16 protein-coding genes and 1 pseudogene are annotated in these 21,554 nt (G+C 38.2%); 6 read left to right on the plus strand and 11 right to left on the minus strand.

Annotated features, from left to right (window positions below; translation table 11 throughout):
- Positions 1 to 38: 38 nt before the first annotated feature.
- Positions 39 to 752 carry a DsbA family oxidoreductase gene (locus ACM5BR_RS02700; RefSeq protein ID WP_416825647.1) on the plus strand — a complete coding sequence of 238 codons (714 nt, stop codon included), beginning with the start codon at positions 39 to 41 and terminating at the stop codon, positions 750 to 752.
- A 51-nt stretch (positions 753 to 803) separates the two neighbouring features.
- Here ACM5BR_RS02700 and trpB read toward each other — a convergent pair whose 3' ends face one another.
- The 4 genes from trpB to ACM5BR_RS02720 form a co-directional block, all read right to left on the minus strand.
- Complete coding sequence (gene trpB / locus ACM5BR_RS02705) at positions 804 to 1,973, minus strand: tryptophan synthase subunit beta (RefSeq protein WP_416825648.1); 1,170 nt, start codon at positions 1,971 to 1,973, stop codon at positions 804 to 806.
- A 75-nt stretch (positions 1,974 to 2,048) separates the two neighbouring features.
- Positions 2,049 to 2,597, minus strand: a complete 549-nt coding sequence (locus ACM5BR_RS02710) for a YpiB family protein (protein WP_416825649.1) — start codon at positions 2,595 to 2,597, stop codon at positions 2,049 to 2,051.
- Positions 2,598 to 2,703: 106 nt separating this feature from the next.
- Positions 2,704 to 3,342, minus strand: coding sequence for a hypothetical protein (locus ACM5BR_RS02715; protein ID WP_416825650.1), 639 nt, complete (start codon positions 3,340 to 3,342; stop codon positions 2,704 to 2,706).
- 169 nt (positions 3,343 to 3,511) lie between these two features.
- Entirely contained in the window at positions 3,512 to 3,712 is a 201-nt protein-coding gene (locus tag ACM5BR_RS02720) for a cold-shock protein (protein WP_416825651.1), read from the minus strand.
- Positions 3,713 to 3,956: 244 nt separating this feature from the next.
- Here ACM5BR_RS02720 and ACM5BR_RS02725 point away from each other — a divergent pair.
- The 3 genes and pseudogenes from ACM5BR_RS02725 to ACM5BR_RS02735 form a co-directional block, all read left to right on the plus strand.
- Positions 3,957 to 4,109: pseudogene (locus tag ACM5BR_RS02725) on the plus strand (zinc ribbon domain-containing protein); the annotation flags it as partial.
- 185 nt (positions 4,110 to 4,294) lie between these two features.
- Complete coding sequence (locus tag ACM5BR_RS02730) at positions 4,295 to 4,651, plus strand: nucleotide excision repair endonuclease (protein ID WP_416825652.1); 357 nt, start codon at positions 4,295 to 4,297, stop codon at positions 4,649 to 4,651.
- Between the two features lie 66 nt (positions 4,652 to 4,717).
- A complete protein-coding gene (locus ACM5BR_RS02735; RefSeq protein ID WP_416825653.1) occupies positions 4,718 to 5,671 on the plus strand; it encodes a TRM11 family SAM-dependent methyltransferase in 954 nt (317 codons plus the stop codon).
- A 62-nt stretch (positions 5,672 to 5,733) separates the two neighbouring features.
- Here the strand turns inward: ACM5BR_RS02735 and ACM5BR_RS02740 are convergent, their stop codons facing one another.
- The 7 genes from ACM5BR_RS02740 to adhP form a co-directional block, all read right to left on the minus strand.
- On the minus strand, positions 5,734 to 7,197 hold the full coding sequence (locus tag ACM5BR_RS02740) for a sigma-54-dependent transcriptional regulator (RefSeq protein ID WP_416825654.1): 1,464 nt from the start codon (positions 7,195 to 7,197) through the stop codon (positions 5,734 to 5,736).
- Positions 7,198 to 7,239: 42 nt separating this feature from the next.
- Positions 7,240 to 8,880: a sensor histidine kinase gene (locus ACM5BR_RS02745; protein ID WP_416825655.1), complete on the minus strand. Its 1,641-nt coding sequence runs from the start codon at positions 8,878 to 8,880 to the stop codon at positions 7,240 to 7,242.
- 11 nt (positions 8,881 to 8,891) lie between these two features.
- Positions 8,892 to 10,040 carry an iron-containing alcohol dehydrogenase gene (locus ACM5BR_RS02750; protein ID WP_416825656.1) on the minus strand — a complete coding sequence of 383 codons (1,149 nt, stop codon included), beginning with the start codon at positions 10,038 to 10,040 and terminating at the stop codon, positions 8,892 to 8,894.
- Between the two features lie 153 nt (positions 10,041 to 10,193).
- A complete protein-coding gene (locus ACM5BR_RS02755; protein ID WP_416825658.1) occupies positions 10,194 to 10,640 on the minus strand; it encodes a collagen-like protein in 447 nt (148 codons plus the stop codon).
- 316 nt (positions 10,641 to 10,956) lie between these two features.
- Positions 10,957 to 11,145 (minus strand): hypothetical protein, encoded by a 189-nt coding sequence (locus tag ACM5BR_RS02760; RefSeq protein ID WP_416825660.1) that lies wholly within the window; start codon positions 11,143 to 11,145, stop codon positions 10,957 to 10,959.
- 469 nt (positions 11,146 to 11,614) lie between these two features.
- A complete protein-coding gene (locus ACM5BR_RS02765; protein ID WP_416825662.1) occupies positions 11,615 to 13,108 on the minus strand; it encodes an aldehyde dehydrogenase family protein in 1,494 nt (497 codons plus the stop codon).
- A gap of 66 nt (positions 13,109 to 13,174) precedes the next feature.
- Entirely contained in the window at positions 13,175 to 14,185 is a 1,011-nt protein-coding gene (gene adhP / locus ACM5BR_RS02770; protein WP_416827817.1) for an alcohol dehydrogenase AdhP, read from the minus strand.
- A 453-nt stretch (positions 14,186 to 14,638) separates the two neighbouring features.
- Between adhP and ACM5BR_RS02775 the strand changes: the two genes are divergently transcribed.
- Complete coding sequence (locus ACM5BR_RS02775; protein WP_416825664.1) at positions 14,639 to 20,164, plus strand: lamin tail domain-containing protein; 5,526 nt, start codon at positions 14,639 to 14,641, stop codon at positions 20,162 to 20,164.
- A gap of 533 nt (positions 20,165 to 20,697) precedes the next feature.
- On the plus strand, positions 20,698 to 21,516 hold the full coding sequence (locus ACM5BR_RS02780; RefSeq protein ID WP_416825665.1) for an aldo/keto reductase: 819 nt from the start codon (positions 20,698 to 20,700) through the stop codon (positions 21,514 to 21,516).
- Positions 21,517 to 21,554 lie beyond the last annotated feature (38 nt).

The raw sequence follows: 21,554 nt of genomic DNA on the forward strand, positions 1-21,554 counted from the left end.
TCATAATAAAACTATTATAAAGAAAAGAGGGGATACAGATGAAAGTAGAAGTTTGGTCTGATATTGCTTGTCCGTTTTGTTATATTGGTAAAAAAAGATTTGATATTGCTTTAGAGCAATTTGATCATAATGAAGATGTGCAATTGGTGTTTAAAAGTTTTCAATTAAGTCCTGGTGCTGTAAAAGGATCTAAGCAAAACATTCATGAAGCCATCGCAGAAAAATATGGCATGCCCGTTGCACAAGCGAAGGCAAATAATGAGAATATTGCTAATCAAGCAAAGGAGCTTGGACTTGATTTTAATATGGACGGTATTGTTCTAACGAATACCGAAGATGCCCATCGTCTTAGCCACTATGCAAAAGAGCAAGGGAAAATGACGGAAATGATGCAACGTCTAATGAAAGCATATTTTACCGACTCATCTGATGTGGGCGAACAGGAAAATTTACTTAACCTTGCAGAAGAAATCGGACTAAATAAAGACGACGTGCAGCGCATTCTTACAGAAGGAACCTACCGAAGTGAAGTACGTAGCGAACAACAAGAAGCACAAGAATTAGGCGTGCAAGGTGTCCCATTCTTTGTATTTAACCGAAAGTATGCAGTATCAGGCGCACAATCGTCAGAAGTATTTTTAGAAGTAATGGAAACAGTTTGGAAAGAGGAACAAAGTACTCAGCCATTGAAAGTAGTTGGAGATAATAATACTGCTGATGCACAATGTTCGGATGGTTCTTGTAAATTGTAATATGGAATTGGAATGAAAGAAGAGCCTGTTTTTGTCAGGCTCTTTTTCTTATTATTTTAACTTAAGCATCTCATGAACTTGTTCTACGTCTTTGTCGCCGCGACCGGATAAGTTTACAATGAGAATATCGTCTTTTGTTAGCTCTTTTGCAAGTTTGATTGCATAAGCAACTGCGTGGGAGCTTTCGAGCGCTGGAATGATTCCTTCTTTTTTAGATAATAGTTGGAAGGCTTCTAATGCTTCTTGTCCTGTAACAGTTACATATTCGGCTCGTCCGATTGTGTGTAAATAACTATGCTCAGGACCAACTCCTGGGTAGTCTAACCCAGCAGCAATCGAATACGTTGGTTTCGGATTTCCTTCCTCGTCTAGCAAAGTTAAACATTTAAATCCGTGAATAATGGCAGATACGCCTTCTGAAACAGCAGCTGCTTCAGCTGGTTCTACCCCAATTAAGCGAACAGCGGGATCATCGATGTAGTGAGCGAAAGCTCCGATTGCATTGCTTCCTCCGCCAACGCAAGCAAGAACCGCTGTAGGTAATTTTCCTTCCTTTTCTAATATTTGACGTTTGGATTCCTCACTAATTATCGATTGAAAATGTTTGACGATCGTAGGGAATGGATGCGGCCCAACAACTGAGCCTAATAAATAGTATGTGTTTTCATAATTCTCGACTAAATCCTGCAGAGCAACGTCCACAGCATCTTTGAGGCGTCCTTGTCCTTTCTCAACCGGTACAACCTTGGCACCTAGCAATTCCATGCGAAATACATTCAATGCCTGACGCTCAGTATCTACTTTTCCCATATAAATGGTGCAGTCCATATCAAAAAGTGCACACGCTGTAGCAGTGGCAACCCCGTGCTGGCCAGCACCTGTTTCGGCAATAACCCGTTTTACGCCCATACGTTTAGCAAGTAAGATTTGTCCAATTGCATTGTTGATTTTATGAGCACCAGTATGATTTAAATCTTCGCGTTTTAAATAAATTTTTGCCCCGCCGATTTGGTCACTTAAATTTTTTGCATAGGTGAGAGGATTTTCACGCCCTACGTATTCTTTTAAATAAAATTTTAATTCTTCTTCGAATGTGGGATCATTTTTATATTTGTTAAACTGTTCTTCTAAGATGGAAAGCACATGTTTTAAATCATCGTTGACAAAGCTACCGCCAAATTCTCCATAATATCCTGCTTCTTTTGCTACATGTAAATTCAAATTCATCATCTCCTGAAATTTCTGATTATTTTAACATTATAACAAAAGGAGTGAGAAAAGGATGTAAAAAATCATTTAAATCTTTGGTAACTGATTTAATTTTTCTACGAGAGAATGAAATAACGGCTCGTTGTTTGCATCAAGTGCTTCGTCAATTTGTTTTTTGATGTGTTGTCGTCCTTGAATGGCTGTTAGTTTTTCAATCATCGCATCTGCTTCCTTAGCGTCCTTCTCATGCTGGCGATATTGTCGTAAATTATCAATAGCAGGGGATTCGATTACTTGTAAATAACGATAATTGGATCTTTTTCCGTAGAAATGAATAATTAAATAGATTCGCTCAGATGGATGTGCCATGAGCTCCCCTAAGACGAATGCGACATCTTCCGTTTTCCGCTTATTATAGTAAAATTCAAAGCCAGGTTCATCAGATTGTGTACTCGATATTACGATTGTTTTCCTATTCCATTGAATTTGATCGGCAAAGGACACGTTTTCAAGAATAGGAGGCTTGTTGAGGATATATTCCAGTACTTTTCGTGCTTCCGTTCGCTTCAATCGATGCGACTCTAAAAACCATTTTAGGAAACTTCTTTTCTCGTTTGCTGATACCCATTTTTTCATGCTAACCCACCTTTTTGAAAAGCAACTATGTAAGGTCAATCTACATTTATTTTACTATATATTCGTTTCGTAAGAAGTGAAGTAAGTTTGTAAATATATAATGGAATTAGAAAATACACTTGTTTAGAAGGGTAGCCAGAGAATCGAGCGGATTAATGATTGTAATGGAGTTTGTTTTTTGAACTTCATTGGCTGAATCGACCATTGATAGCTGAGCCACTGATAGGATTTTGTTACTAGCTTGGAATTGATTTAGAGATTTTGCTACGCTACTTTTATATTCTTCTATTTGGCCTTGCATGAGAAGATCAAATACACCGTCTATCAGAATGATTTCTACATCTAAGGATGTTTTCATACGACTAGCATACTCTTGCAATCGTTTGGTGGTGCCAGAAACTGTTTCTGGATTTGTAAAAAACATGGCCAATGGCTTCTGAACTTCACAAATCGTTGCAAAAAATGGTTCATCAATTTTAATAATAGGTACGGATAGGGAAGACGCTTCTCCTAAAATAGCAATATAATTCGTACATGTAATAACAATGGCATCAAAATCGCATCCTTCAATCCATGCCAGCTGTTCTTTCACTTTGTTTTGTAAGCTTGTTTCATTCCAATTATGATGATACATAAGTCCAGGATCCACAAAATGAATACATTCTATATTGTATAAAGAAAGTGCTTGTTCAATATAGGCGATATTAGAATGATGAGCGTGTAAACATCCGATTTTTCGTTTCATGACTCGTCTCCTTTATTCAATCTTTTTATTAACGATATTTGGAAATTATGGATAAGTCAATGACTTTCTGAGTCAGCTTTTTTTATTGATGCAGAGGGGATTGAAAGAAGAAAGAGAATAAAAAAAACAGACTCCCCAAAAGAGTCTGTTTAAAAGACGTTAGTTATAATTATGCTTTACGAACGTTTGTAGCTTGAGGTCCGCGTTGGCCTTGTTCTACTTCAAAAGTAACAGCTTGACCTTCATCTAAAGATTTAAAACCTTCGCTTTGGATAGCTGAGAAATGCACGAATACATCGTCTCCACCTTGACGTTCAATAAAACCAAAACCTTTGTCTGCATTAAACCACTTAACTTTACCTTGTTCCATTATTGTGTCCTCCTAGTGTGCTCTGCACACAATGTGTTACTATCCTTGCTCAAATCTTTAAAATGGAAAGCTTATCACTTATCGATTATTACCGAACAAAAATAATTCTTATTCAATATAACAGAAAAAGGAAGGGAATACAAGTGTTATATATGTTTATAATTAAATTACAATACATAGCTTTTAAAAGGGAGATTACTCAAACTATTCATCAAGGACATGGAAAGGAGGGTGGTTTCCTTCTTCTAAAACATGTTCCGGTTGTGGGCGAGTAAAAGAAGAATTATCTCTTTCTGAGCTTACATTCCACTGTGAATGTGGTTATGTGGCAGACAAGGACTGGAATGCTTCTATCAATATCAAAAGGGAAGGATTACGCATAGTAGCGTTAGCGTAAGGAGATAAACTCTTGGAATAAGAGGGTTAGCTTGGTCAGTTTTCGCCTTGCTACTATAAGCAACGATAAGTCGAGAAGCCCCCACTTCAAAAATCGTAAGAGTTTAAGTGGTAGGTAGTTCACTGGATTTTCTCTTAAACTTATGCTATTATGTACCTCTATATGAAAAGAGGACGTGAGCTATCGTGATCAATATTCAAATACCTAAACCGGATGTTACCATTTCCAAACAAAAGGATCCTGAAGGAAGTAATATATATGGATTTACGGATTTTCACCTGATTCCAAGAGATAAGGGTGGCATCTTTATGTTTTATAACAAAGACAAAGAGCTATTGTTTGTTGGGAAGGCAAGAAAGCTAAGACCTCGTATTAAAAAGCATTTTGAAGATTCCGTTTCTGTAGTGAAAATGAACCGAGACGAGATAACGAAAATTGCTGTTTGCCTAGTTGAGGATCCGATGGAACGAGAAATTTATGAAACGTACATTATTAATAAGCTTCATGCGAAATGCAATGTGGACAAAGTTTTTTATAAATAAAGAACAGACAATAAGCTGAGGCCTCATCTCCTCAGCTTATTGTCTGTTTGCAGGGAGTGTATCAGGTTGGAAAGAAAGAGACAAAAACCGGCGTATTTATATACTTTTGCTTGCCGTGAGGAAGAACTTTCCCTTTGCCAAATGGAGATGCGCGCTTTTTTCGGAAGGGACACGGCATCTTATATTTTAAAGAGCGAGATTGAGATTGATCCGAGTCGCAGTCCGTTTATGAAAGAACGGATTCAGGTTATGTTCGAAGGGGACGAGCTGTTTGATATTATCAATCAGGTGGGACAAGTCGAATTAAAGGGAGCAACTTTTAAAATTATTTTTGTTAAGATTAATGATCTCGGTGAAGAACAGAAAATCGAATACAATGAGCGGCGTAATATTGAACGGAAAATTGGAGCCAACATGAACGGGGAGGCAGATGTTCACCATCCAGAGCGAGTATTTGGCATTGTTCCATTTGAAGGTCGCTGGTACTTTGGCCCGTATGTGCAGGCCGAATCGGTTTGGTTTCAGCATGTGAAAAAACCGCGCATGTATTCTACGGCTTTAAGCACTAGAGTAGCACGAGCTGTTGCAAATATAGCGGTACCAAAGCCGGAGGGCGTCAAGGCAATTGATCCTTGTTGCGGGATTGGGACCGTATTAGTAGAAGCGAGATCTATGGGGATTGATATGGACGGCCGTGATATTAATCCGCTTGTGACAAGCGGTACAAGAGAGAACCTTGCCTATTTTGGTCTTACTGCAAATGTAACACTGGGACCGATTGCAGAGGTAACGAAGGACTATGACGTTGCTATTCTTGATATGCCATACAATCTGTTTACCCACGCTACTTATGAGGATCAGTTCGCAATTCTGCAGCATGCGCGTCGCTTTACGAAAAAAGTAATTGTTATTATGATTGAAGTGGCAGATGAAATGATTGAAAAAGCAGGTTTTACGATTACAGACCGCTGCGTAGCAAAAAAGGGAACCTTTTCAAGACAGATATGTGTTTGTGAGTAGAAGGTCGTGAAATGCAAAAGAGTAAAGAAGCGAACCATTGGTAAGACTGGCTCGCTTCTTTTTCATGTATTCTTTTCTAATTCTGAACTTTTTTCGTTTAATAAATAACGTAGCTTTCTCACCGTAATTTGCAGTCGTTTGGCTGCTTCTTTTCTGTTTCCAAGCGTATGTTGGAGCGTTCTTACGATAAAAGCTTTGCCAATCTCGGATTCGAGTTGTTTCACTTGAGCGAGCACTTCGTCTAAATCAAGCTCTTCTTTTTGGTTGAAAGTAGTAAGAATCTCATCGGTCCATTCCTGTAAGAGAAGAGCTAAATAACTTTCCCCTGTTACAGTAGGTAAGGGTTCTATTCTAGAAATAGGGGGAGATTGTACTTTCATATGTTTCATTACTTCATGGGCCGTTATAACTGCATGGCTGGAATCGGATAACGCAACGACCCGCGTAATAAAATTTGATAGCTCTCGTATATTTCCGGGCCAATCATAATTTTGCAGTATTTTCATTGCCTCTTCAGAAAAGGTGATGTTTACATTTGGGTGACGTTGAAGGCAATGCTGCAAGAGTAAGGGAATGTCTTCTTTGCGGGCACGCAGAGGGGGAATTTGCAAATGAACGACATTCAGGCGGTAATATAAGTCTTCCCGAAATTTTTTTTGCCGTACGAATTCCTGCAGGTCTTCGTTTGTAGCTGCAATGATTTGAGTATTTGTCCGTAATATCGCTTCACTTCCGACACGCATGAATTCGCGTGTTTCGAGTACACGAAGCAGCTTCACTTGAATTGCAGGGGATGCTTCTGCGATTTCATCTAGAAATAGCGTGCCCTTGTTCGTAATTTCAAATAGCCCTTTCCGCTGATTGGCTGCACCTGTGAAGGCTCCTTTTTCATGCCCGAAAAGTTCGCTTTCTAATAATGATTCCGAGATAGCGCCGCAATTGACGCCAATAAACGATTCATGACTACGCGGGCTAGCGTGATGGAGAAAGCGAGATAATAATTCTTTTCCTGTACCTGTTTCTCCTTCAATTAATACATTGACCTGCTTCTGGGCAACGCGGTAGGCAGTTTGAATCAATTGATTCATGTCTTTATTCTGTCCGACGATAAGTCCTACTTCACTCGCTAATTCTCTCATATGCTTTTGGGTAACGTTTATATTCGACAGAAGGAGCTGATCCAGCTGTTTTTCCAGTAGATCGATATCCTCAAATGGCTTTTCTAAATAATCACTCGCTCCTAGTTTAATGGCATCAACAGCAGTTTGAATCGTACTGTAGCCTGTCATAATAATCGCTTTACACATCGGCTGTAGTTTTTTTAGGTGTTGTAGTAGTGAAAGACCATCCGCATCTGGTAGTTTTAAATCAATCATAGCAGCTTGAAACAAATGCTTTGTAAAATCAAGGTTGGAAAAAGCCTTTCCACTATTAACAAAGGTTACTTGATATCCTTTCGAACGAAATAGGTGAGAGAGAAATGTGCCAATTTCCTTTTCGTCGTCTACAATTAATAGATTTGTCATTGTATCACCTCTCACATTAGCATTATGTAGATAGGTTTCGCGTTATGGGTTTATGGGGTCTCGCTGTAAAGGAAGCTTTAAGGTGAATGTGCTTCCCTTATTTAGCGTGCTTATCACATCAATGGTTCCGCCATGTGCTTTTGCAATTCCGATGCTGACGGATAGGCCGAGTCCGGTGCCTTTTTCTGATTCTTTCGTTGTATAAAACGGATGAAATATTTCGGAAAGTCTATTTTCTTCAATACCAATGCCATTATCCGTAACCGATAAATGGACTTCATTAGGCTGTAACGATGTTTCAATGATGATTTCTTTCTTTTCTGCAACTGTTAGGGCATCTTTTGCATTTAATAGCAAATTAATGATGATTTGTTCTATTTGCGGCTGGCTTGCTTCAATCATAGGCAAGTAGTCTGAAAGAAGGGTTTGTATTTTGATTTGCTGATCCTCTATTTGATATTTGAGTAGATTCAATACTTGCTCTACCGCTTCATTTAAGGAACAGGAAGAGAAAGTGTACGTATCCTGCCTGGAAAAGGTAAGAAGACTTTTAATGATTTGTTTACAGCGAACGCCGCAATTTTTAATGTCAGAGAGCAGTGTATAGGATGGTGAATCGCTTGCTATATCGCGAAGTAATAGCTGAGAATTACCAAGAATTGCGGTTAAAGGACTATTTAATTCATGGGCAACACCTGCCGCCATTTCACCTATGGCGGCAAGCTTTCCAGAGTGGAGCAGATGCACTTCTAGTTTTCTCTTTTCGGTTACGTCCTTCATGTACGCAATCACGGCATATACTTCCTGTTTATGATTGTGTACGGGGTAGGTATGCAGCTCACACGTTGTCTGCTCTTCAAAATAGATTTCCTTATAGCCGGGTTTTCCTTGGTGAAATGTTTCCATAACCAGTGTTTGACATGCTTTTTCTAGCATAAAATCGATGGATTGCTCCTGGCAATGGAAGAAAGCTTGGACAGAGTCATTGTAGCGAAGTATATGTCCATCTTGGTCAAATACAATGATCATATCTTCTACTGCTTTAAAAGTGTCTTCCCATTCCTGCTTGGCACGAAGCACTTCATGATACAATTGGGTGTTTTCGATACTAACAGCAAGATGTGTGCTAAGTTGTTCAAGAAAAGCAAGATCATCGATTTCCCATTCCGTTTCAGAGTTCCGTCCAATACTTAGTACAGCAATTTTTTTGTTTTTGCTATAGATAGGCAATACTAAAATCGTTTTTAGATGAAGTGCAGTAAGATAGGTTTTTTCGTAAAAGTCGTAATCAGCAGTGTCTTGTAAACGCTTTAAAATAATTTGCCGTGTTGATAAAGAAGACCAATAAAGTGAATTCTCGTTTGGTACTATAGCTCCAATTTCTAGCATATGACTATGATCGGGATAGACATTGGTTAAGGTAAGTCGTTCATTCTGAAAAAGTAATAAGCCGAGACGGTCAAACGGAACGAGTACATTTAATTTATGTATCATATTTTTTAAAATGTCATCAAGGGACATATCAATTTTGATGCTCTTCATTATTTCATTCATAATTTCAAGCTGCATATTTTTCTTGCGCAATTGTGTAACAGTTTGTTTCAGTTCGGTATAATAATTTTTTTTCGAGGATTTAACGCCCGTTAAGAGGGCAATCATGTCTTGTTTGTCCTCTAGCAACATGCTTCACCACCTTATAATGCATTATGAAGTAACTGTTTCATTTTTATAAGATCCATATCGCGAGGATTTGTAATCATACAGGCATCCTCTAAAGCCGAATTGCTAATCTGTTCAAGGTCTTCCTCTGTAATATTTACCTCACGAAGCCATTTGGGTGTTCCAATATCGGCAGAAAGATCTTTAACAAATTGAATCGCTGCATTACCAGCTTCACGCTCGGTTAATCCTCTCGTATCAATACCCATACAGGTTGCAATGGTCGCAAACCTTTTCGGAGAAGCAATCATATTAAACTCCATAACATGCGGAAGTAAAATTGCATTAATTTCCCCGTGTGATAACGGGAATTTTCCGCCAATTGCATGGGAAATGGCGTGAGCTGCGCCTAAGATCGCATTAGAAAAGGCAAGTCCGGCCTGCAAGCTTGCCATCGCCATTGCTTCTTTTGCCTCTTCGTTTGTTTTGGAGGCAACAGACGGCCGTAAATAGGTAGCGACAAGCGATAAGGCATTTTTTGCTTGCACATCCGTAAGGGGGGTTGCTGCAATACTGACAAACGCTTCAATAGAATGAGTAAGCACGTCCATTCCAGTTGAAGCGGTTAAGAAACTATCCTTGGTGACGAGTGTGTAGGGGTCGACAATAGCGATGTCTGGAACCAATGTTTTTGAAATGATCGTCATTTTTTTCTTACGTACTGAATCTACAATAACGGAAAACTGAGAAACTTCAGAGCCCGAGCCAGCCGTGGTCATAATCATAATCATAGGGGGGAGAGGCTTTTCGATTTTATCGACTCCTTCATAGTCGGAAATGGTTCCGCCATTTGTTACAAGAATGGCAATGGCCTTAGCAACATCTAGTACACTGCCTCCGCCTACACCAAGAATTGCATCACATTCATTCTCGATAAACGCACGGCTTCCAGCGAGAACAACTGCATCGTCTGGATTAACCCTCACATCTAAAAAAGTGGCGAAAGACAACTGTGCCTCTTTACAAATTACCATCACAGTTTCTAACCAGCCAACATTCGCAACTCCTTTATCGCTGACGATTAACACTTTCTTTGCACCAAGCCGTAAGCAAGCATCACCGGCTTGCTTGATCGCATTTTTACCAAATATAATTTCAGGTGTGACAAATTTCGTAATTCTCATCGCAATCTCCTATATGTAAATTATATTTATACTAATTTATCCGTAAAATATGTAAATTCCTGTTTTCTTTTTGCCGAATATAAGAAAAATTTTTTTGCAGCATAAAAAAAGGCGATGCCCTTATACAAGCATCGCCCTCGAAAATTAAAGTTTTTAAAAACACGTAAACGAAATAATTCTCCTTGTATCAATACCAAAAATCATCCAGGAACGACCATTCCATCTAAAACCAGCAACAGATCTTGGACCTACGAAAATGGGATAAAACCAAAACCCTTCACCATTGCTGAGCCATATATAAGTATTACGAAACTGGCACAACCTAATTGCTCCTGGGTCAACAGCAAATGGTGAAGCAGCTGCTTGTTGAGGAATAAATGGTGGAGGAGGAGCAGTTGGAGCTTGTGGAATTTGTGATCCGGGTATACCTGGAAAACCTGATGGTCCTGCAAACTCAGGTCCTGGAAAACCTGATGGTCCCGCAAACTCAGGTCCTGGTAAACCTGGTGGTCCAGGAAACGAGGGCACTGGTAAACTTGGAAATTGACGCTCCAATTGCTGATCATTATTTCTATAGGAGTATACTGTCTGATTATACATTTAAAACACCACCTTACCTTAAATAAATCTCTAGAGTATTAGTATGTTGTACTGTTCTTTTGTGAAGCTTATTCGCAGTCTAAATAACTGCCTATTATCTTCCAAAAATAAACAATAAGGGGCACCGCCACATGCCCATCTAGCTTACAACAAAGTATAACTTGAAGTTGTCCTACTAAGTGATAATTCAATATTGGTGGTATTCTTAAACTACAGACAAAATTTTTATTCAGCGTGCTGTGCTGAATGAGACGGCTTTCCTATAAAAAACTTATTGAAGATAAGCCACGGATTGTTTAAGTACATTAATCAAATACTAGTGTGGCGTATTCAATCCCCATGCAATAACTTGAAACAAAAGACCTAATGAAAGGAGCCCAAATCCCCATTTAATCATGGATTGTCTTGGGGCCGATTTTACATATTCCATAAAAATAAAGATTGAACCAATAAAAGATGCAATAATACCTAGACCACCTAAACTCCAAGCCCACCAACCTAACAAACCAATCACCTCTCACATATATAAACTTCAGCATAATCATATCAAACAAGGAATATATATTTGGTAATTTTACCAAAAATTACATTTAAAAAGTAGTCGATAAAAAGGGGAAATCAGTTTTTTCTACTTTGTGAAGAAATGTACTTAAACTAAACTGAACGTTACTTTAAGTACAAGCTTTCACAAACCTTCTATTTGTTTTAACAAATAATCCATTGATCAGCTTTCAAAGTATTCAATCAAGATTCTTTGTATCGCTATGTGAAGTGAAATTGTAGGGAATTTGTAGTGGTAAAAACATTGAAAAAGGCGAGGTTCATACTTTAAACCTCGCCTTTTTCAATAATAAGATTTCGTAAGGTTTTCGTACATATACCAAAACCTAAAACCAGCAATATTATACTTCAACTATATTTTGGTATAGATATTACTATATATTTGCATAATCGTACACTTTACCCAGAAAAGGTTAGTCCATGTTAATCCAGACGCTTTTCACTTCTGTATAGTTTTCAAGTGCATAGCTACCCATTTCACGGCCAATTCCTGATTGCTTATAACCGCCAAACGGACTTGCTGCATCGAAGACGTTGTAGCAGTTTACCCACACCGTTCCGGCTTTAATGCGATGTGCTACGTAATGGGCTTTCTTAATATCCTGCGTCCAAACACCGGCTGCTAGCCCGTAATACGTATCATTTGCCTTTGCAATCAGATCATCAATATCATCAAACGGCATTGCCGCGACCACCGGTCCAAAGATTTCTTCTTTTACAATCGTCATCGAATGATTGACATCTGCAAAAATGGTAGGGGCAACAAAATAGCCTTGGTCAAATGGAATCGTACCACCTGCTAACACTTCCGCACCTTCTTCAATTCCTTTATCGATGTAAGTTTTCACACGATCTTGTTGCGCTTTGGAAATAAGAGGTCCCATTGTTGTCTCCTTGGATAAACCATTACCTTGTTTAATTGTTTTCGTAAGTGAAGCTAAATCTGCTACCACATTGTCATACATATCCTTTTGTACATATAAGCGGCTGCCAGCACAGCATACTTGTCCTTGGTTAAACATAATGCCCATTAACGATCCTGGAACCGCACTAGTAAGATCAGCATCCGGTAAAATAATGTTTGGCGATTTTCCGCCAAGCTCTAATGTTACGCGTTTTAAGGAGTCACTTGCTTGGCGCATAATATATTTTCCAACCGCTGTAGAACCGGTAAATGCTATTTTGTCGACGAGTGGATGATCAACAAGCGGTGCACCAGCTGTTTTTCCAAACCCAGGAACAATATTGACTACACCTTTTGGAAATCCTGCTTCCTCCATTAATTGGGCTAAATACAGAGCAGATAACGGTGTTTGTTCAGCAGGCTTCAATACGACCGTACAGCCAGTCGCAAGAGCCGCGCCAAGTTTCCAAGTAGCCATTAATAATGGGAAGTTCCACGGAATAATTTGTCCAACAACTCCAACTGCTTCATGGCGTGTATAGTTGAAATAGTTGCCATTCACAGGAATAGTTTGTCCAGTCATTTTTGTTGCCCAACCTGCAAAGTAGCGGAAATGTTCAATTGCTAGTGGAATGTCAGCATTCGAGGTTTCTCGAATCGGCTTTCCGTTATCCAATGTTTCAAGTTGTGCTAGCTCAAGTTTATGCTCCTCCATAAGATCAGCTAGTTTATAGATTAAGTGACTTCTTTCAGATGCGCTCATTCTTGACCATGGTCCATGATCGAATGCCTCTCGTGCTGCCCGTACAGCTAAATCGATATCATTCGGATCCGCCTCTGCCACGTCAGCAAGTTTTTCCCCAGTAGCTGGATTCAATGTTTCAAACGTTTTTCCAGAAAGAGAGTTTACCCATTCTCCGTTAATATAGAGTTTTTTCACACCCGTTAAAAAGGCTATTAATCTCGGACTTAATCCTGTTTTTGTTGTACCTGTGTTTGTCATCATCATCTCTCCTAATCTACTTGATATCTATAAAAAGGCTTATCGACGAAGCAGCACTGTACCATATTACAAGGTTAGGACAACACGTCCATTAATCTTGCCCGTTTCCATACGATGAAAAACATCATTAATCGCATCTAGCGGTTGGGTTTCAATATTTGTGCGGACCTTACCTTGGGCCGCAAATGATAGGGCTTCTATTAAATCTTTTCTCGTACCAACAATCGAACCTTTTACTGTTACTCCATTTAGCACTGTATCAAAAATTGGAATTGGTAATTCATCGTTAGGAAGTCCGACTACTACTAATGTTCCGCCACGTTTTACAGATTGGTACGCTTGTTCAAATGGTCTTTTTGCAACAGCTACGCTAATGGCTGATTGAACGCCGCCTACCTTCTCATGAATGGCTTGTACCGGATTGACGTTTAATCCGTTAATCGTAAGGTCAGCTCCTAATTCCTTTGCTAGCTCAAGCTTGTCGTCTTGAATATCAACGGCAATGACATTAAAGCCCATTGCTTTTGCATATTGCAGTGCAACATGACCGAGACCGCCGATGCCAAAAATCGCTACCCAGTCACCTGGCTTTGCGTCAGATACTTTTAACGCTTTATAGGTCGTTACTCCTGCACAGAAAATAGGGGAAACTTCTGCGAATTCAAGATTATCTGGAATCTTTACTACATAGTTTGCAGGTGCCTTGCAATATTCGGCATAGCCGCCATCAACGGAATAACCTGCATTCAATTGATGCGGACATAACGTTTCGCGACCCGTTAAACAGTATTCACATTCGCCACAGGCTGAATAAAGCCACGGAATCCCAACCCGATCTCCTGCCTTAATCGAAGTTACACCTTCTCCAACTTCTTCGACGATTCCAACTCCTTCATGACCTGGAATAAGAGGAAGCTTCGGTTTTACAGGCCAGTCCCCGTGCACAGCATGTAAGTCAGTATGACAAACTCCGCACGCCTTAATTTTTACAAGAACTTCTCCATACTCGATTTCTGGAACAGGAACTTCCTTAATTTCAAGCTGCTGATTAAACTCATTCACAACGGCTGCTCTCATCGTTCTGTTTTGCTGATTTGTAGACATATAAAGCATCCCCCTTTTTATTTTGAGTGTGGTTCACTTTTTCTATATGCAAGTAGCGTGCCAATTTCTAAAACGCTTACAAGGAGAGGTTAATAGCTAGATAACTAGCAGATGTGCCAGAAAATCGGCATATTTCGCCGTAAATAAGGAAGGCTTGTGCCGAGTTATTGCTAGTGGGACGGATTGCTCCTGTGTGATAAAGCAAGTGGAAAGAATGTGTAAATCAAAAACGAGGGTAAGGAGACATATTGAGATTTTTAAAAGCAAAATATTTCATAATAGTTGGATTAATTATTGATTAAAGTAAGATTGTAAATTATGAATCTCATAATTTTACAAAAGACCCATAAGAATCCATAAAAAGTTAATATTAGGCATGTATAATTTGGTGTTGTTGTAATAACTATTAAGAATTTGGAGGATTTCATGAAAAACACTAAATTAAGAGCAGTCGTATTAGGGATTTTTGTTTTATCTACAGTCCTTACAAGTTTAGGATCGTATGTTTCAATGCCTTTTGTTCAAGCACAAACCAATAATTTTAGTAATTTACCAGAATTGCTTATTACGGAGATTATGCCGGATAATGCAGGAACAGATGAATATGAGTATTTTGAGGTATATAATAATTCCGACAAGCCACTGGTATTAGACTATTATTCTTTTGCTATTCGTTATACAGACGGAAGTGGTAAAGCGGACCAGCCTATACAGTTTAAGCCAGCAACAATAGGACCGAAAAAAACGAGTGTAATGTGGATAAACTTATCAAATAAGAAGTTAGCTGATTTCAATGCACATTACGGAGTGAATTTGACGGAAGATCAAGTCGTTCAGTCAACGAATGCAATTGGTCTATACAATAATGGTAATCGAAGTATTGTTATAAGTGATAGAGGGAAAGACATTGCTGTAGCAAACTATACCCTAGATGACATTTCTAGTGGTATGGCTGCCGAGTACAAATACCCGGATAGTGGTACTGAGATGACCAAGTTTCATCAAAAGGCTACTCCAACACCAGGAACAATTGATGTAACACAGATTCCAACAGAAACCGTGAAATTACCAGTAAACTCAGTACCTGTTATAAATCATACACCAATAAAATCAACAACTACTGCCAAGGATTTGAAAATTAGCGCTACAATTTCGGATGAAACGAATGTAAAAGCAACTCTTTCTTACAAAACGAAGTCAGATGCTCCTTCTCATACCATGCAAATGAATAAAGTAAACGGTATTTATGAGGCGGTCATTCCAGCAAATGAACTAGTAGAAGGAACCTTACAATATTCAATTCAGGTAACAGATAAAAATAATCGCGTTGTACTTCCAAACAATGATTTGTTCCAAGTAAAGGTGAGTGCATCAGTAGTGGAAGATTTCAACAGTTATCCACAACTGCTCGTAACGGAACTTTCTCCTAATTCAAAAGGAACAGGTACGGATTACTATGAGTATTTTGAATTGTATAATAACACCAATCAACCATTGCAACTAAATAATTATACGTTTGTATATCGTTATACGGACACTGGGGTGGAAAAGACATTCCAAGTTCCAACTGTAACGATACAATCGCAGGAAAATCTTGTTTTTTGGTTTAATAATGGAAATAAATCATTAGCCGATTTTAATAGTCAGTTTGGAACTTCTTTATCATCTAATCAAGTAGTAGAATTTAAAGATGTGTTTCCTGGATTTTCTAATGGAGGAAATCGTGCGCTTGTTTTAAAAGACAAGAAAAGTAAAGAAGTGATTTCCGCAAGCTACCTTGATTTAGAAACAGATAATAATGGAAAGGTTGTCCAATATAGCTATCCAAAGTCAGGAACTACCATGGACAAGCTAAAGGTACTTGCTGATCCAACTCCTGGCAGTATAGAAGCCAATCAAGTCCCCAATACACCAGTTATGCTTTCTGATGTAACACCAGATCTTGATAAACCTGTTATTGAGCATTCCGAAATTACTAATGCCTATGTAAATTCAACTATAAATATAGAAGCAAAAGTTACAGACGATAAGGCGGTTAATAGCGTAAATTTATATTATAAGAATGACAATGATTCAAACTATATTTCACTTCCAATGAATGCTAATGCACAAGAAACAGGTAAATATACAGCTGAAATCCCTTCACCTAAATCAGAGTCCACTATTCATTACTATATTGAGGCCTCTGATGGTGTAAACGTTGCAAAAACATCCGAATACAAAATTGCAGTGACGAAACCAGATGTTGATTTTAATAAAGTACCTATATTTCTAGTGACGGAAATTGTCCCAGATAGCACGAATGTAGGAGATATGGATGGATACGAGTTTGTTGAAATCTATAACAATACCAATAAAGATGTTAACTTTAAAGATTACAAGCTGCAATATCGGTACGGAAAGGATACATCGTCAGATATTGTTTGGCCGTCTGTCCCTGATGATATTATTATTAAGGCTCAAGGTACGCTTGTTTTCTGGATTATTAATGATGCAAATCGAGAAAAAACTGTAGCGGATTTTAACAAAAATTACGGTACAAATCTTATTGAGGATAAAGACATTGTGCGTGTCTACAGTAATGGAATGGCAAATGGAAGTCCACGAGGCCTTGTCGTTGCTGACAATACGAAAAGAGAGATTTCAGTATCTTATTATAATGACAAAGATGGGGTCGATGATACTCAGCCTAATAAAGGAATCTTTTATAAGTATCCGATTGATGGTTCTAGAGTTTCATCAAAGATAAGCGCTGGGGTAGAAAATGCAACTCCTGGACGTGTAGAAGCATCTCAAGTTCCTCCACAACCTGTGTATGTTGAAGAAGATGATACGAAGCCAACATTTGAAAACGTAACTACGCAGACAGAAGTAAAAGAAACAGATAATATTAAAATATTTATTGATGCGAAAGATGACAAACTTGTAAGAACAGTCAAAGTTTTTTATAAAACAAATACGGATAGTAAATATAAAAGTGCAATTCTACCACAAGACTATAACACTACTTTGTATCCTTATACGATTTATTCACCTGAATTCATTGCAAAGGATTTTGTAGAGTATTACTTTACTGTTTCTGATGGAATAAATGAAGTAAAAAGTGATACATACAAGGTGAAAGTGACAAATGATCGCAATATGGATAGCCTTCGTTTAAATGTAAAAGAAAACGAAATCATAAGCGGACAGAAAATTTTAAAGGGAACATCTGCAGACGATAAGGCAGATGATGTTCATGTAGCAATTGATAATAATGAAATTACACAAGGAACGTACAATGCCTTAGAAAATACTGCTTATCTTGCATTTGAGGTTAGTAATGTAGATACCTTCTTTAAAAACGGAGTAACTATGGGAGATGAAGTACTTCATATTTTTGATGATTGGATGTTAGATTGGCAAACCATTACAGTACCAATTGATCCAAACCGTTTAAAAGTAGGTGATAATGTTCTGACGATTCGTTCGGGTAACAAAGCATCTCCGTTTGATTTATTGTCACCTGAAAACCGAGACGATTACAATCTTCGTAATGTCCGCTTAGTATTAGGAGATGGAACAATTGTTACAGATCCAAGCTATAATAATCTAGAAAAAGTAATTGCAATGACAGACAACAACCCTTTTGTAGACTTCCACTTTAATATATTAGAACCATATGCCGCTTCTAAAGCATACAAATGGGATACTACAGCTATAGCAGATGGAAATCATATCATTACCGTGAAAGATACAAATGAAGAAAAGAAAATACCAGTAATTATTGATAATACAGCTCCAGTTATTTCAACTACGATTGAACAGGGAAAACAATATAAGGGTGCATTTGTGATCGATACGACAATTTCGGACGCAATTGCTGGAGTAGATACAACCGAGGTAACACTTGATGGAAAACGAATATTTACACCTTACAATACGTCATCATCAGCGCTTGCTGTGGGTACACATACATTGCATATTAAAGCTACTGATAAAGTTGGAAATGTAGTTGAGAAAGATGTTCCATTTTCTACTATGGATGAAAATCCTATAAAACCACTCTCTGATATAGTGACGGGAACAGTGGATGGTGCAGCAACGTTACGAGTAAAGGTAATCGATCCAACAAATGATATGTTAGATGTATCGTTTTATCAGGCGTACCAATATAAACCAGAAAGTACAAACGTAAAATCCTATCAAAATTCTGCTGAGATTGAGCCTCCTCAAACGATGATTCCAGCGGGAGAACAGCTTTTAACAGGAAATGATCTTTCTCTTATTTCAGCGAAAGATGGAAAGTACGTAACGACAGATTCTACTACACAATTCCCGTATCATCGATTCGATGTTACATTGGATCCTTCTGTGGATGAGAGTGATACGGTTGAACTCGAGTGGGCAGGAAATTCATTTGAAGGTCGAAAGGTAACAATGTATGCATGGAGTTATGTTCAAAACAAATGGGTAGCTTTAAAGTATCAAATAGCCGGTAAAGAAGACTTTACTTTAAAGGGAAATGTAAATGTTAAAGAATTTGCTAAAGATCATAAGATAAACATAATGGTGCAGGATGAAATTCCTGTTTCGCCTGAAAATTATGATTACACATTTGTTTGGATGTCTGATACACAGTATTATGCTGCAAGCTATCCATATATCTATGATTCAATAACGAAGTGGATTGTAGACAATACAGATAAATATAAGATCAAGTATGTGTTCCATACAGGAGATATAGTAGATGATTCAAGTAAACAGTATCAATGGGATGCAGCAAATCGTTCTATGAAACTATTAGATGATGCAAACGTTCCATACGGTGTTCTTGCAGGAAATCACGATGTTGGTCATAAGTCAGAAGATTATACAGAGTTCTATAAAAATTACGGTACAGATCGCTTTCAAAATAAACCATACTACGGGGAATCATACAAAAATAACCGTGGTCATTATGACTTAATTTCTGCAGGTGGGAATGACTATATTATGGTATATATGGGTTGGGGTGTTGATGATGAGGGTATTGCATGGATAAATGAGGTCCTTGCTCAGCATCCAGATCGAAAGGCTATCTTAAGCTTCCATGAATATTTGCTTGCTTCAGGTACAAGAAGCCCAATTGCAGAAAAAATATATAATCAGGTTGTATTGAAGAATCCTAACGTTATTGCAGCATTAAGCGGTCACTATCATGAAAGTCAAACATTAGTGGATGAAGTTGATGACAACGGTGATGGAACACCAGATCGTAAAGTATATCAAATTCTTGCCGATTATCAGGCAGGTCCAGAGGGTGGACAAGGATATATACGTCTACTTCACATTAATAAAGACAGCAACAAAATTATGGTTAATACATTCTCTCCGTACATGAATGATTATAATTACTATAATACGGATCAATACCCTGGAAAAGATGAATTTACGATGGATGTAAATTTACAGCCTCAGGAAAAGAGAGTTTCCACAGATTACTTTGCTGTAAATGTTTATACAGATACTGAAATTGGAACTGTGAAGCAAGTAAAGAGTGGTGATTATGCAGAAGTGAAATGGAATGGATTAAAAGAAAATAATGTATATTCATGGTATGCAATAGCAACAGATGCTTTTACAGGAAAATCAATTTCTGATATTTGGACATTTACAAAAGGAAAAGATGATGTTGTAACAGATCCTGGAACAGGCGGGGCAGAAGGAACAGGCGGGACAGAAGGAACAAGCGGAACAGGAGGAACAAGCGGAACAGGAGGAACAAGCGGAACAGGAGGAACGCAAGGAACAGATGAAACACATGAAACACATGAAACAGGAACGGTAGTGAAGCAAACTGATAACTTGATTGACAATGGACAAGAAAAGAAACTCCCTGATACGGCATCACCTATGTATAATGGAGTGGTGATTGGTCTACTAGTCGCTGGAGCAGGTTTATATCTGCTTGGTCGAAAAAAAACAATATGAATGGATAGAAACTAAAAAGATGAATCATTTCATAAGGGACCATTTTACATCATTTTGTAAGATGGTTCTTTTTTATTATATTTTATTGTGACTTTCACCTCCTACTACAAGGGGGAAAAGAAATCAGAGAAGGCAAAGAAAAGGGGTTGGCCGGGCTCATCCTAAAAGTAGGAGAAGAATACACCTGCTTTAGTTTAGCTATAATTATTAGTTGAAAACACTTGTGCTTTTATTTATGAGATGAATCGGCTTCGGATAAGAGTGTTTTGACACGTTAGTTATCCAACATATGTTTTTAAGGGATTATTTATTAAAAGTAATCAGTGTGTTAATCAGTGTGAAATTTTTCGAGCACTACACTACATTTAATTTTGATGGAACAATCATCTGTTGTAATATATATGTACATACATTTAGTGAGAAGCTGGATATAACACAATCTTTAGGATAGCTAAATATCAAAAAATTCCACTTAAACACAAATGTATTTATGATTAAAATGTGAGGTAGTTTAAAAAAGGAGGAACCATCCTATGTCAAAGGCACCTAGTTTTATTTTAAACAACGGACTTTCTATGCCTGCACTTGGACTTGGCGTTTATAAGATAGAAGAAGGAAATCAAACGGTTGAGGCGGTAAAGGAAGCGCTTCGGATTGGGTACCGTCTTATCGATACGGCTTCGCTTTATGCGAATGAAACGGGAGTCGGAACGGCTATTAAAGAAAGCGGTGTAAAGAGAGAAGATTTGTTTCTAACAACAAAAGTTTGGAACACTGATCAAGGCTATGAAAGCACGCTTAAGGCATTTGAAGAATCTCTTACTAAACTCCAAACGGATTATCTAGATCTTTATCTTATCCACTGGGCGGTGAAAGGGAAGTATATGGAAACGTGGCGTGCACTGGAGCATTTGTATGATCAAGGAAAAGTGAAGGCAATTGGCGTATGTAACTTTAATATTCATCATCTCCGCGATTTGGAAGGGGAAAAATATGTTCCTGCGGTCAATCAAGTCGAGTTGCATCCGCTTTTTAATCAAAGGGAACTTCGTACATACTGCAAAGAAAAAGGAATTCAAGTGGAAGCATGGGGTCCAATATTGCGCGGAAAAGATGCGCTGCAGCATCCTGTTTTTCGCGAAATAGGGGATAAGTATGGAAAAACACCAGCTCAGGTTATTTTACGATGGCATTATCAAAATGAAGTCATTGCCATTCCAAAATCAGTCCATGCAGCTAGAATCCAAGAAAATTTTACGATTTTTGATTTTGCGTTATCCGAAGAGGATATGAAAAAAATAGATGCACTGGAAGCTGGCGTACGATTTGGTAAAGATCCGGATCAATTTTGATTTTTAAGGAATTGAAAATAACACAGATGATGCAACAA

It is taken from the genome of Ectobacillus polymachus, assembly GCF_048159605.1.
Lineage (GTDB): Bacteria > Bacillota > Bacilli > Bacillales > Bacillaceae_G > Ectobacillus > Ectobacillus polymachus.

Bases quoted from the DNA above. Each gene is read 5' to 3' on its own strand.
- ACM5BR_RS02700 (WP_416825647.1), top strand. From the start codon at position 39: ATGAAAGTAGAAGTTTGGTCTGATATTGCTTGTCCGTTTTGTTATATT.
- ACM5BR_RS02710 (WP_416825649.1), bottom strand. From the start codon at position 2,597: ATGAAAAAATGGGTATCAGCAAACGAGAAAAGAAGTTTCCTAAAATGG.
- ACM5BR_RS02715 (WP_416825650.1), bottom strand. From the start codon at position 3,342: ATGAAACGAAAAATCGGATGTTTACACGCTCATCATTCTAATATCGCC.
- ACM5BR_RS02720 (WP_416825651.1), bottom strand. From the start codon at position 3,712: ATGGAACAAGGTAAAGTTAAGTGGTTTAATGCAGACAAAGGTTTTGGT.
- ACM5BR_RS02740 (WP_416825654.1), bottom strand. From the start codon at position 7,197: ATGACAAATCTATTAATTGTAGACGACGAAAAGGAAATTGGCACATTT.
- ACM5BR_RS02745 (WP_416825655.1), bottom strand. From the start codon at position 8,880: ATGTTGCTAGAGGACAAACAAGACATGATTGCCCTCTTAACGGGCGTT.
- ACM5BR_RS02750 (WP_416825656.1), bottom strand. From the start codon at position 10,040: ATGAGAATTACGAAATTTGTCACACCTGAAATTATATTTGGTAAAAAT.
- ACM5BR_RS02755 (WP_416825658.1), bottom strand. From the start codon at position 10,640: ATGTATAATCAGACAGTATACTCCTATAGAAATAATGATCAGCAATTG.
- ACM5BR_RS02765 (WP_416825662.1), bottom strand. From the start codon at position 13,108: ATGACAAACACAGGTACAACAAAAACAGGATTAAGTCCGAGATTAATA.
- adhP (WP_416827817.1), bottom strand. From the start codon at position 14,185: ATGAGAGCAGCCGTTGTGAATGAGTTTAATCAGCAGCTTGAAATTAAG.
- ACM5BR_RS02775 (WP_416825664.1), top strand. From the start codon at position 14,639: ATGAAAAACACTAAATTAAGAGCAGTCGTATTAGGGATTTTTGTTTTA.
- ACM5BR_RS02780 (WP_416825665.1), top strand. From the start codon at position 20,698: ATGTCAAAGGCACCTAGTTTTATTTTAAACAACGGACTTTCTATGCCT.